At 48.4% G+C, this 13,113-nt stretch carries 8 protein-coding genes and 1 pseudogene; 1 reads left to right on the top strand and 8 read right to left on the bottom strand.

Annotated features, from left to right (window positions below):
* Positions 1 to 16 precede the first annotated feature (16 nt).
* A complete protein-coding gene (locus tag ACSYSY_RS09300) occupies positions 17 to 1,504 on the bottom strand; it encodes a metallopeptidase TldD-related protein (RefSeq protein ID WP_491707277.1) in 1,488 nt (495 codons plus the stop codon).
* Between the two features lie 157 nt (positions 1,505 to 1,661).
* Here ACSYSY_RS09300 and glnA point away from each other — a divergent pair.
* Positions 1,662 to 3,102 (top strand): annotated as a pseudogene (glnA, locus tag ACSYSY_RS09295) (type I glutamate--ammonia ligase).
* Between the two features lie 96 nt (positions 3,103 to 3,198).
* Here the strand turns inward: glnA and ACSYSY_RS09290 are convergent.
* The 7 genes from ACSYSY_RS09290 to gcvH all read right to left on the bottom strand — a co-directional run bounded on the left by ACSYSY_RS09290 (position 3,199) and on the right by gcvH (position 13,105).
* Positions 3,199 to 4,158, bottom strand: a complete 960-nt coding sequence (locus ACSYSY_RS09290) for an ROK family protein (protein WP_491707276.1) — start codon at positions 4,156 to 4,158, stop codon at positions 3,199 to 3,201.
* 17 nt (positions 4,159 to 4,175) lie between these two features.
* Positions 4,176 to 4,478 (bottom strand): putative quinol monooxygenase, encoded by a 303-nt coding sequence (locus ACSYSY_RS09285; RefSeq protein ID WP_491707275.1) that lies wholly within the window; start codon positions 4,476 to 4,478, stop codon positions 4,176 to 4,178.
* A gap of 176 nt (positions 4,479 to 4,654) precedes the next feature.
* A complete protein-coding gene (gene mdoH, locus ACSYSY_RS09280) occupies positions 4,655 to 6,961 on the bottom strand; it encodes a glucans biosynthesis glucosyltransferase MdoH (protein ID WP_491707274.1) in 2,307 nt (768 codons plus the stop codon).
* A 10-nt stretch (positions 6,962 to 6,971) separates the two neighbouring features.
* On the bottom strand, positions 6,972 to 8,111 hold the full coding sequence (locus ACSYSY_RS09275) for a polysaccharide biosynthesis/export family protein (RefSeq protein ID WP_491707273.1): 1,140 nt from the start codon (positions 8,109 to 8,111) through the stop codon (positions 6,972 to 6,974).
* Positions 8,112 to 8,164: 53 nt separating this feature from the next.
* On the bottom strand, positions 8,165 to 9,127 hold the full coding sequence (locus ACSYSY_RS09270) for a hypothetical protein (protein ID WP_491707272.1): 963 nt from the start codon (positions 9,125 to 9,127) through the stop codon (positions 8,165 to 8,167).
* Between the two features lie 700 nt (positions 9,128 to 9,827).
* The gene (gene gcvP / locus ACSYSY_RS09265) at positions 9,828 to 12,701 is read right to left on the bottom strand and encodes an aminomethyl-transferring glycine dehydrogenase (RefSeq protein ID WP_491707271.1); all 2,874 of its coding nucleotides are present in this window, start codon (positions 12,699 to 12,701) and stop codon (positions 9,828 to 9,830) included.
* 44 nt (positions 12,702 to 12,745) lie between these two features.
* Positions 12,746 to 13,105 (bottom strand): glycine cleavage system protein GcvH, encoded by a 360-nt coding sequence (gcvH, locus tag ACSYSY_RS09260; protein WP_491707270.1) that lies wholly within the window; start codon positions 13,103 to 13,105, stop codon positions 12,746 to 12,748.
* Positions 13,106 to 13,113: the final 8 nt, after the last annotated feature.

Below are 13,113 nucleotides of genomic sequence, written 5' to 3'. Positions count from 1 at the left end.
TACGACATCAAAAGGATTAAGATGCAATACCTCCCACGGTTAAACCTGAAACTTTTATCATTGGCTGCCCTACGCCCACAGGCACACCCTGCCCTGCTTTACCGCATGTGCCAATGCCGGGGTCAAGCATCATATCAGGGCCTACAAGCTCAATTTTCTGCATGACTTCGGCCCCGCTGCCGATCAGGGTGGCTCCTTTCACTGGCTGCGTAATCCGGCCATTTTCAATGAGATACGCTTCTGACATGGCAAAAACAAATTTGCCTGATGTGATATCAACCTGACCGCCTCCGAAATTAACGGCATATAATCCTTTTTCTGTTGACCGAATCATGGATTGGGTATCTGCCTCTCCCGAAGCCATGATTGTATTGGTCATACGCGGCAGGGGCGCATGAGCATAGGATTCCCGCCGACCATTTCCGGTTGTATTCTGCCCCAGTAACCGGGCATTCAACCGGTCATGTATGTAGGATTTCAAAATCCCGTTTTCAATAAGAACGGTCCTATTTGTCGGCGTTCCTTCATCATCAATCGTCAAGGAACCACGCCGTTCCGCAATCGTTCCGTCATCGATCACAGTCACACCAGAGGCTGCAACCTGCGTGCCGATCTTACCGGTAAAAACGGAGCTCTCCTTGCGGTTAAAATCACCTTCCAATCCGTGCCCTACCGCTTCGTGGAGAAGAATTCCCGGCCAGCCTGCTCCTAAAATCACGGGCATCTCTCCTGCTGGTGCCGGAACAGCCTCAAGTTTGACATTTGCCTGCCTCAAAGCTTCCTGCACCATGGTCTGCCATGTCTGCGGTTGCGACAGGCGCCCAAGGCTATAACGGCCACCCTGACCATAATGACCACTTTCCTGACGCCCTGCCTTCCGGACAATCACCGTCACGTCCAGACGCATGAGAGGCCTGATATCAGCCAGATGAGCCGCCTGACCATGATTCAGACCGGAAGGTCTGATAATTCTGACGACATGCCACTCTGAAAACAAGGTCACGTTCACCTGCGCAACGTTCGTATCCAGAGAGCGGGCATAGGCATCTATTTCCTTAAGAAGGGTCACGCGGTCAGAAAATCTGCTTTTTTCCAGAGGATGACTGTGACCATAGAGGGCACTGACAGGCTCTCTCTCCTGAAGAACTGGAGTTTGGCTCACGTCCTTTTTTTCATAACGATTGAGCAGAGACAATGTTTCCCCTGCTTTGCTCAAAGACGTCATGCCCAGCTGATCAGACTGGGAGAAGATGGTTTTTTCACCGATAACCCCGCGCAAGCCAAACCCGCAGGAACGGTTGAAACTAGAGCGCCTTAAAAGACCTTCTTCCAGCCCCAGGACTTCTGTTTCACGAAACTCCAGAAAGAGCTCCCCATCATCGGCACCTCTGAGAGTCTGGTCCAGATTTTTCTCAATATCGTCTGGAGTCCAATCCTTGCTGAGGGACTCAAAAAAAAGTGCATCAGAAATTTTTTTCGTTTCAGAAACGGATGGTAGAATCATCTCTGCTTTCCCCCGGGTTACCAACCAATGGGCCGTATCCAGCCAAAATATTACAACTGCGCTCTCTCATAAAGCTTTACGGAACCACTCGACAACATCCAGAATATCTCGTAAGCGTTATGATATTAGTCTAAATTGCAGACGAGGCATTACAAAGATGGCCAAGACAGCGACTTCTTCCCAGAAAAAAATTACTCCTGACAAAAAGGCCGTTCAGCGTGTCTTTGAACTTATCCAGGAAAATGCCGTAGAATTTGTCGATCTACGCTTTACCGATCCTAAAGGACAATGGCACCATACGACTCAGGCGGTCGTCACGATCGAAGAAGATACCTTCGTTGAGGGCTTCATGTTTGACGGGTCTTCCATCCAGGGGTGGAAAGCCATTAACGAATCCGACATGATGTTGCTGCCTGACCCGACAACAGCTGTCATGGATCCTTTCTCAGCACGTCCACAGCTTATCCTGATCTGTGATATCGTCGACCCCAGAACGATGGATTTCTATAATCGCGATCCTCGTTCCACCGCACGCCTGGCAGAAAAATATCTTTCCGAAAGCGGACTATTTCGGACCTGAAGCTGAGTTCTTCATTTTTGACAATGTCCGTTTCGGCACAGGTGAGAATTTCGGTTTCTACCAGCTCGACAGCATTGAAGGCCCCGGCGCTTCAATGAAGGAATATCCTGAAGGCAATATGGGCCATCGCCCCGGCCTTAAAGGGGGTTACTTCCCTGTTTCTCCTATCGATAGTGAAACAGACCTCCGCGCTGAAATGCTGACAACCATGGGTGAAATGGGTCTCCCCATTGAAAAACACCATCATGAAGTGGCCCGCAGCCAGCATGAACTGGGCACGAAATTCGCAACGCTTGTGCAATCTGCTGACTATATGCAGATTTTCAAATATTGCGTGCATAATGTCGCTCATTCCTACGGCAAAACAGCAACCTTCATGCCTAAACCCATTATGGGCGATAACGGCTCAGGCATGCATGTGCACCAGTCAATCTGGAAAGATGGGAAGCCCTGCTTTGCAGGTAATGGCTATGCTGATCTCTCTGAGACAGCTCTTTATTACATTGGTGGAATCATTAAGCACGCCAAGGCTCTTAATGCCTTCACCAACCCTTCCACAAACTCCTATAAGCGTCTGATCCCCGGCTTTGAAGCTCCGGTTCTGCTGGCTTACTCAGCAGCCAACCGTTCAGCTTCCTGCCGTATTCCTTACGCAACGGGCCCCAAAGCCAAACGCGTTGAGGTTCGCTTCCCTGACCCAACCGCAAACCCCTACCTGGCCTTCAGTGCCATGCTGATGGCTGGTCTGGATGGGATCAAAAACAAAATCCATCCTGGCGATGCCATGGATAAGGATCTTTATGAACTTCCCCCCGAAGAGCTTAAAAAGATCCCGACGGTTGCAGGCTCTCTGCGTGAAGCTCTCCAGGCTCTGGAAGCGGATCATGCCTTCCTTATGGAAGGAAATGTCTTCACCAAAGACCAAATTGAAAGCTATATCGCTCTGAAATGGAATGATGTGTATCGCTTTGAGCATACACCTCACCCAGTTGAGTTCGAGATGTACTATTCTGTCTAAGTGACGCATAATAAAGCCGGTTTTTTTCCATAAAAGCCGGCTCACAAAAAAGGCCTTCCCCTAAAAAGGAAGGCCTTTTTTTATCGCTCTCTGTTTTCAGAGACCGGGAGATGCACCCGTTTCATCAATGTCCCACAACCAGGCAGCGCCCCTTACGCCTGAACTGTCACCATGACGGTTTTTCACAATTGGCGTTGCACAGGGCGTCGTAATAACATTGCGGGGTAATAATCTGGGAACGCGCTCATAAATCGTTTCCAGGTTGGAAATACCGCCTCCCAGAACGATCACGTCCGGGTCAATGAGATTCACGATCTGGGCACAGGCACGCGCAAAACGGTCCATATAAAGATCGAGTGCACGGATCGCTTTGGGGTCTCCATTACGAGCCGCTTCCTCAATCCCGTGTGTTGCACGGTCAGCCTTATTACCTTTCCAGTCATAAGCCAGAGCTGGACCGCATAAATAACGCTCCTGACATCCCTCATTACCACAGAAACATTTTCTGAAAGGCCGGTCTTCTTCAGTCATCCAGGGAAGAGGAATATGCCCCCATTCTCCGGCAACATGATGTTTCCCCGAAATAAGGCGCCCATTAACAACAAGACCTCCTCCCATACCGGTTCCTATAATAACGCCGAAAACCACGTCATAGCCCTGCCCGGCACCATCGCTCGCTTCCGATAAAACGAAGCAATTCGCGTCATTTTCAATGCGGATCGGGCGGTCCAGAGCGGCTTCCAAGTCACGACCGAATGGTTTTTGATTAAGCCACGTTGAGTTGGAATTACGGACCAATCCTGTTTCAGGTGATAAAGAACCGGGGATTCCTATCCCTAAAGTCGATGTTGGTTGCGTGCCGGAAACACGGTGGCCGGAAACACAGCCAATTTTCCGCTCAGCCTGCAAAACCAGGTCCCTGACAGCCAGAACCGCTTCTTCGTAAATATTGGGATCGGGGACCCTCTCACGCAATATTTCCCTACCAGAACGATCCAGCGCAAGAACCTCGATTTTCGTCCCACCGAAATCAACACCCAGGCGATAATCAGCCATAACCGTGCCGCCTGCGCTTAAGCGTCAGGATTAAGAGGCGTGACCGTCGTGACGGCCAGATCACCATCCAGTTTTTTCAATGCATTCGCAAATATCTGAAAATGAGGCGTCTCCATATGGGTATCAAGCCCCTCTTTTGAAGCCCAGATTTCATAAGTGTAAAAACGGCCTTCATGCTCTCTGTCACGGAAAAATTCATATGTCTGACAGGCTTTTTCTTTCCGTGATCCTTTAACGCATTGCAGCATAGCCTGCTCTATTTCCGTTGCATCTTTAGGATCTACAGTAAACATGGCTTTAATATAGACAGGTTCGCTCATCGCTTACGTCCTTTATAGAAATCAATCTGATATCTTATGTGAGCCGCATCATGTAACCAGGCAAGCCCATAGAGGAGTCACAACTCTGTGACACTTCTTAGACCCTGACGACAAAAAAATGTTACTGAGGATTTATACCGATTCCATAAGGAACGAATCTTTAAACAAAGAAGGCCTCAGTCATTTTCTTTCTGATGAGAGATCCTGCGTTCACAGGCTATTTGATGCAACGCATCAAGGCAATTTCTATCGGTCATGGCAAGCATGAATTCGTCAACAGAAAGTGCTTTATGATCGCGAAGCTGTTTTAGAAATCTGTCCGCCAGATGGGACCTGAAGCGCGTTCCGGCTCGTTGTTTGATATAAAAGAACTTATCTGACAACGCATATTCTATACAGTCATCGAGCTTATCTGTGTCTGGAATAACGGACTTTAAATAGTTATTCCAATATTTCATATCCGTGATTTCTTGAGGGACGATCACTTCCTCAGGGATCATAAACCACTTGGTTTTTTCCAGAAGGGGAAAGATCCTGCTTGTTACCCTGGCCATGAGAACACTCCCTCCCAGCCCCGCCAGAATAGGAAAGAACCACATAAAAATACTGGAAGGCTGAAACCAGTGGCCCGACATAATGGCTATAAGCGCAAAATTCTGCACCGGTATTTTGCTGACCTGGTAAAAAAGAGCGGCGGCTGCAATAATCCCGATTGCACTGGTCCAGCTGAAATATCTGAAACAGACAGACCATGGCAGGGCCTCATCATCGCGTTGCTGATTTCCCCATGAGATTGTTTTTCGTTTGATCCACATCCAGATAAAACGTGAAATAAAAGCCATCATAAGAGGGGCAAAAAAGAACGAGAAAAAAGTCTCTGCCAAGGTGGAAAGAATCAGCTTATGCTTCCCACCAAATAAACGGGATCTTGATGTCCTGATATTGAGACAGATTGCCAGAACCCGTGGTGAAAACAAAAAAACGGCAGAGGCCACAAGCATCATGATGGAAGGAATTTCTATCTGGGCAATCGTTCCCGCAGAAAAATGACCCGTCTGCAGATAAGACACCATAGCACCAGCAGAAATGACCAGGAAAATGGCCCATAACAGCGCGGACATATATCCCATAAAGCCACTTAGAAAATTTTCCCTGTGAAGGGGCTTCAACCCCTCCAGAAAGAAGAAACGCGCATGTTGCAGATTGCCTTGCATCCACCGTCTTTCGCGGATCAGGGAGCTCAGGATATTCGCCGGTATTTCTTCATAACTGCCACCCATATCAGGCAGAAACCATACTTCATAACCGGCACGCGCCATCAAAGCAGCTTCGATAATATCATGGCTGAGAGGCTTGCCTCCCCAGGGCGATTTTCCTGGCAATTCAGGCAAAATACAGTTTTCGATAAAAGCGTCAGTACGGATTAAGGCGTTATGGCCAATATAGCTGGCATGCCCCATATACATGGCCTGAAGACTATAGGAGAACGCTGAGCCATAAAGCCGCCCTGCGAATTGCTGCATACGGCCAAAAAGCGTTTTACGGAGAATGGGGGTCGGATTCGTCTGGAGAATGCCAAGGCGGTGGTTGCCTTCCATCATTCTGAGGAGTTCATGAATGGTCTGGCCCTGCATGAGGCTGTCCGCATCCATGACCATCATATAATCGTAGCGTTTCCCCCAACGGCGGCAAAAATCCGTAATATTGCCCAGCTTTGCGTTATCGTTGGACGCCCTCCAACGATAATGAAACCGAATCTCGGGACAGAGTTCCTGTGCCTGATAAAGGGCTGCACGTTCAGCAATGCGAAATTCCGGCTTCCGGCTGTCTGACAGCAGAAAAAATTCATAATGTTTTGCACGGTGAGGCGCGTAACGGCTGAGAGATTGCGCCGTTGCGATCATCCCGGCAACCACTCTGGCCGGGTCTTCATGATAGACGGGAAATAAAACAGCCACTTTCACATTCGGCCGAGGGTCAACGGCCGTATGAACCGGGTGCCAGGGATTTCCCTTCGGCCCACGCAAGGCGTGCCATGAGCCAATGGCCAGTTTCGCAAACGTGGCAATCATGAAATAACTCATGACGGCATAGAGCAGGATGTAAAACGTCTCAAGAAAGGACGTAATATGCTCTGCTGTTAAGGTTCGTTTCGCAAAATACGTCAGAGAGGCTGTCAGGAAGAGTGTCGTGGCCAGCGCAACGCGTCTCCTGCGTTCAACAACGGCTGGCCAGACTGGCTCCTCCCCCACTGGGTGGCCTTTTTCCTTCATCGTGAAGAAACGACGTTTCAGAGCCGTTTTCCACGAAGTATCCATTGACGGTGTCCCTATGGAAATACGCTGTATAGCAGGCATTTCATCATCAGGCCCGTATTGATCAAGCCAGGCTCTCAGCTCAGCCCATGACCCGATCTGTTGTGCAGCACGGGCCAGTTTTTCAGGGCTTAAACCAATGAGCGTCAAATAGGACGTAAAATTCATGGATGAAAACTTACCTGGCGATCGTCGCGGGAAGAGCCATTTGGAAAATCGTGTTAAGGACGCGTGAAACGGGAACAATCGCCGATTCAGCAACATATATGATGTCTCCATTCTGAACGGGGAACTGTTGCGCTATGAGCAGACCGTTTCCATCCTTCCAGGAAAGCACGTATAAAGTCGGTTTCTGATCTCTCTGCTGTCTGAAAACAAAAATACGCGTGCTATTTGCCGCATTCGGGTTCAGACCTTGTGCACCCGCTATGGCCGCCGCCAGACCAGGCGACTTTGAAAAGCCATAAAGCCCGGCTTTTGCAATACCTCCCCCCACGATGGACACCTGTACAGCAGGCTCTTTTTTTATAATGACCTTATCTGCCGGATAGAGATGGATATCGCGTTTCAAGGCATCTGAAATGGGAAGGTTTATTTCATTACCATTGCGGATAATGGAAGCGGTAATGGCGTTCCTGTTGTTATTATCCAACGCACTATTTTCACTGAGAGTGGAAGCACCATTTCCCAACGTCAATGTAATGGCACGCGCCAATGTCATGCCACCCGGAGCCCAGGGCAGAACTTTCGGTTCCCCCGTTGAACCGGTTACAATAATTCCATCCTGGGTATCTGACATCTTCAATGTGATATCGGGTTGGTGGACAAGAGCCAGTTTTCTGAATTTACCGGCAATCACCGCCCGTGCTTCTTTGGGAGTCAGACCAGAGAGAGAAACAGACCCCACGTAAGGAAGCGTAATTGTGCCGGACGTATCAAGCTGGTACTGGCCCAGTTCTGTTGCTTTCGGACCCGGGGCCAATAAAGCCCCTTGCGGCATACTCCCGGCATCTGAAAAACTCCACAGAGCTATATCGACCATATCACCGGGTTGAAGCCTGCTCTCTTCATGATACCCTGTCGTTGAAAGCGCTCCCAGGGCAGCAGAAAGCTTCTGTTGTTCGTCAGTCTGCAAATCCTGAAGCATTTTGGAAGAAAGCTCAGCGGTAACGTTAACAATATCGACACCCTTGGTATTTTCCACTTCTCCTGCCAGAGGGCCTGCATTGGGAAGGGTGCATCCTGACAATAAAGCTGCGTTTCCAAGGCAAAGTGCAAGTGTCGCGGCAAGAGTGAAACGAGTCCGTTTTGTAGTCATTAAAAAAATCAAGTCCGTGAAAAGAAGAAATTAAAGAACAGACCAGGTGCAGCTTACGCCAGTAACGCACGCAGAATCAGGCTTGTCACAAGGATAATGAGGACCCATTTCAAACGTTGCGGGCCTGACGGCGCATGGGGCTCAGAAGATTTACTTATTATTTTTAAGTAATAATGGTTCTGAGAAGCCTTGATTTTTGTTTCCTGAAGAGACGTCTCAGCAGAAATCAATAATTTGGAATCAGCCTCTTTTTTCAATCTTAACGTCTCATATTCAACTGCCGCTGGGAACATGGACTGTGAAACAGAACGAGCCTTCGCCCCGGCATCCTCGATAACATCCATCTGTTTTTTCAGAATAAGGGCTGACGGATTGCCCGCTGCATTATACAGGATGGACTGATATTGGCTGTTTAGATCAATATATTTGCTATCAAGCTGAAGGATTTTTGAAGAGAGGGACCTATAGTCCAGATCCGGGCTCAGATAGCCATATTTACGACGCCACTGAGCAATGTCCTCTTCATCCAGAGCGACCTGTTTTCTAAATCGTTCTGCTTCTTTCGAGGCTGACGAAATGAAATCCTCATCTTCATCTTTATTCAAATGATTCAGATGATCCATGGCATCATGAAGCAGAGCCTGCGAGATTTTATAGGCATCACCCGAATTCCAGCCTTTTACAGCGATTTTGGTAACACCTGTCTGCTCATCAATCGTGATGACGATCTGATCCTGATAATAATGCCATAAAGTAATATCGTCAGTACGCCACAGGCTCATCAACCCGCCGGAACGCGCTACGAAATCACCTTTTTTATAGGTGTCAGCAATATGAAATTTCTGATCAATCGCTTTATATTCGTCCCACGATAAAAGCCTGTTTTTCAAAATCCAGGCGCCTGAGGTTGAAGCCCCGGCATTGCCCGCTAACAGGGAGGTCAGACTATCTGCGTTCCTGTTTGGATTTGTAACCAGAACGATTGATTCTGATTCATAGACAGGTGATGCAATCAAACCCCAATAACTTACAGAAATGAGATTCGGGATAGCAACAACGACGAGGAAAAGAGGGGAACTCAGACGTTTCCACCTCTTTATTACAGGCTGAAAAGCTGTGGGTATATTTACTGGGAACACGAATTCTTTTAGGCGGTACTTAACAGGTCAATCTGTTTTCTTGGTGACGTAACTCATCTTATTAAGATTTTATTCATCATAAGACGCCCAATTCATATGGTTTTGATCTTAAATGAGTCAAGAAATATCGCTAAATATAAAAATTTATTTATAGAATGTTAAACACTAAATTTCCTGTAACAAAACAAACATGCAGCTCATAACCAGGAATAGATAAGGTACTTAATTATATAATATATTATAAATACTTTCATAATAATAGGACATATTTACTTACATCACCATCACTTATTTATATAACTATATAGGATATAAATTATTTGCACCTTTTGATAATTATAATTTTACAAAAGTAATAGACCGATTATAAATTTTTATCATTACAAATAAACGGCAAGTAATATTTTTTATAATAAAATATGTTCTTGAAAAATTAGTATTTTTTTATCTTACGAACCCGGCTTTACCCTCACTTCACCACAAGTAAAACACAAAATCATCTTTAAACATATATGAGCTGTCTGGCATTGCCAGACAGCTCATAAAATAGGTCCAAAGCTGTAACGGCTTTAAAAATTCAGCCTTTCAGCTCTTCGGTATAGCTGCTCATATCAGGGCATGTGCAGACCAGGTTACGGTCTCCCCAGGCATTATCGATACGACCGACCGGTGCCCAGTATTTCTCACCTGACAGAGCTTTGGGGAACGCACCCTCCTCGCGACTATAAGGACGCTGCCAGTCTGATACGAGGTCACGCGCTGTATGAGGCGCATAACGCAAAGGACTCTCATCAATCGTGATACGCTTTTCCTCAATGGCAGTAATTTCCGCGCGGATTGCCAACATGGCCTCACAGAAGCGGTCAAGCTCTGCCAGATTTTCAGACTCTGTCGGCTCAATCATCAATGTGCCAGGAACCGGGAAACTGACGGTCGGTGCATGGAACCCATAATCAATGAGACGCTTGGCAAAATCATCAATTGTGACCCCGAGCGTATCCTTGAAAGGACGCATATCAAGGATGCATTCATGCGCTGTCAGCCCCTGAGCACCACGGAACAACACTTCATAAGCGCCTTCCAGACGTCTGGCGATATAATTGGCGTTCAGAATAGCCAGTTCAGACGCCTGACGCAGACCTTCATCACCCATCATCAGGATATAGGCAAGGGAGATTGGCAATACGGACGCAGACCCATAAGGAGCGGCAGAAATAAGCTCAACCTTTTCAGAAACGGAGACAGAAGGCAGATAAGGTGCCAGGTGAGCTCTCACACCAATCGGTCCCATGCCAGGACCACCCCCGCCATGCGGGATACAGAAAGTCTTGTGCAGATTGAAGTGTGAGACATCTGAACCATAGAGGCCGGGGCGTGCCAGACCGACCTGCGCATTCATATTTGCGCCGTCAAGATAAACCTGTCCGCCAGCCTGATGCACCAGATCACAGATTTCCGTAATCCGTTCCTCAAAAACACCGTGGGTTGAAGGATAGGTGATCATAATCGCGGCAACATGACCGACGTGACGGTCAAGCTTCACCTTGAGGTCATCAACATCCACATTACCGGCGTCATCACAGGCAACAACAACGACACTCATTCCCGCCATCTGAGCAGAGGCCGGGTTCGTCCCGTGCGCTGAAGCCGGAATCAGACAGATTGAGCGCTCTTTATCACCACGCGCTTCATGATAAGCACGGATCGCCATCAACCCGGCAAACTCACCCTGCGCGCCGGAATTGGGCTGAAGAGAGACCGCATCATAGCCGGAAATATGGCAGAGAGCTTTCTCCAGCATGTCAAAAAGCGCAGCATACCCTTCTTTCTGACCAGCTGGGGCAAAAGGATGAATCCTTGCAAATTCCGGCCAGGTAATCGGTTCCATCGCCGTGGTCGGATTGAGCTTCATGGTGCATGAGCCCAGAGGGATCATGCTGCGATCCAATGCCAGATCTTTATCAGCAAGGCGGCGCAGATAGCGCATCATTTCCGTCTCGGAATGATAAGCCTCAAAAATTGGATGTGTTAAGGCGGTCCCATCCCGTTTCAGATCAGATGATACTGTTTCAGGAACAGAAAGACCCTGTTCAAACTGTTTCAGCTGATTTTCATCAGCCCCGAATACACGCCACAACGTCTTGATGATGTCCGGCGTTGTCAGCTCGTCACATGAAAGACCGATCAGCCCTTCACCCTTGTTGCGCACATTAATGCCGTTTTCCTGCGCTGACTGGAGGATGTCAGCAGCTTTCGCACCGACATGGACGGTAATTGTATCGAAATAGGCCTCTGTTACGACAGAAACACCCAATGCTTTCAGCCCGGCAGCCAGAATCTGCGCGTAGCTATGGACACGTTCTGCGATATCCGTCAGCCCTTTCGGACCATGATAAAGCGCATAGAACGTTGAAATCATGGCAGGAAGTGCCTGCGCCGTGCAGATATTGGACGTCGCTTTCTCGCGGCGGATATGCTGCTCACGTGTTTGCAGAGACAGGCGATAGGCCATCTGCCCATGGCTATCACGTGAAATCCCGACAATACGACCGGGCATATGGCGTTTATGAGCATCCTTCGTTGCCATGAACGCAGCATGAGGACCACCATTGCCCATTGGGGTACCGAAACGCTGCATGGACCCGACAGCAATGTCAGCCCCTAAAGCACCAGGAGATTTCAGCAGCATCAGAGCCAGTGGATCGCAGGTCAGACAGGCAATGCTGCCAACCTGATGAAGAGCATCAATATAAGGTTGCGGATTCTGAACACGTCCCGATGAACCGGGATAAGAGAACAGACCACCAAAAACCTCATCGGCTTTCAGATCTGTCTCTGGATTACCGATGATCAGCGTCCAGCCCTGCGGTTTGGCTCTTGTCTGCATGACGGCAATGATCTGGGGATGGGTGTCCTGATCGACAAAGAAAGCCTGCGTTTTTGATTTGCTGGTCCGGCGTGCCATGGCCATCGCTTCAGCACAGGCTGTCGCTTCATCCAGCAGGGAAGCGTTCGCGATATCCAGACCGGTCAGCTCTGTCACCAGTGTCTGGAAGTTGAGAAGCACTTCGAGACGCCCCTGACTGATTTCAGGCTGGTAAGGCGTATAAGCTGTGTACCAGGCAGGATTTTCAAGGACGTTGCGTAAAATGACCGGAGGCAGGAAGGTATCGTAATAACCCTGCCCGATCATGGAAACCATGACCCTGTTTTTATCGGCCATCTGTTTGAGCTTCTGGAGTGTTTCCAGCTCACTCAAAGGCGCTCCAATGCCGCCCTGTGCCTCTTGCGAAGGGGCAGAAGGACGGATGGAGGCTGGTATGACTTTATCCATGAGTGCCGCCATGGACTCAAAACCCAGACTATGGAGCATAGCCTTCTGGTCCCGCTCGCGGGGGCCAATATGGCGTTGACTAAAAAGAGCTTTCTGCTCGGGCCAGTTCAGGGTCATGTAAATCTACCAGCAAAAAAAGTTAACAAGGCACAGTTTAAAAATTAAAGGGCAGCGTACTGTTCAGCAGACAGCAATTTTGAGAGCTCGTCCTTATTGGAGATCTCGAGCTTTACAATCCAGCCCAGTCCTTCAGGTTCTTTATTGATCAGGGTCGGATCATCAGAAAGCTGGGTGTTGAATTCTGTGATGGTTCCGCTCAATGGCGCATAGATGTCAGACGCTGCCTTGACGGACTCAACAACAGCCACTGCATCGCCAACAGAAACGACTGTGCCGTTATCCTTGCCTTCAGCAAAGACCAGTTCACCCAGCTCTTCAGCGGCGTGAGCTGTAATACCAACAACCGCGACGTCACCTTCAACGCGGACCCATTCATGTGTTTCTGTGTAATATGTTGTCATTTGGAGCA

The sequence above is a fragment of the Aristophania sp. ESL1100 genome (assembly GCF_058511235.1).
The sequence above is the reverse complement of the archived record's forward strand: the minus strand, read 5'-3'. Positions and strand labels throughout refer to the sequence as shown.

Excerpts from the sequence above, each read along its gene's own strand:
- ACSYSY_RS09300 (WP_491707277.1), bottom strand. The coding sequence starts at position 1,504 with ATGATTCTACCATCCGTTTCTGAAACGAAAAAAATTTCTGATGCACTT.
- ACSYSY_RS09290 (WP_491707276.1), bottom strand. The coding sequence starts at position 4,158 with ATGGCTGATTATCGCCTGGGTGTTGATTTCGGTGGGACGAAAATCGAG.
- ACSYSY_RS09285 (WP_491707275.1), bottom strand. The coding sequence starts at position 4,478 with ATGAGCGAACCTGTCTATATTAAAGCCATGTTTACTGTAGATCCTAAA.
- mdoH (WP_491707274.1), bottom strand. The coding sequence starts at position 6,961 with ATGAATTTTACGTCCTATTTGACGCTCATTGGTTTAAGCCCTGAAAAA.
- ACSYSY_RS09275 (WP_491707273.1), bottom strand. The coding sequence starts at position 8,111 with ATGACTACAAAACGGACTCGTTTCACTCTTGCCGCGACACTTGCACTT.
- gcvP (WP_491707271.1), bottom strand. The coding sequence starts at position 12,701 with ATGACCCTGAACTGGCCCGAGCAGAAAGCTCTTTTTAGTCAACGCCAT.
- gcvH (WP_491707270.1), bottom strand. The coding sequence starts at position 13,105 with ATGACAACATATTACACAGAAACACATGAATGGGTCCGCGTTGAAGGT.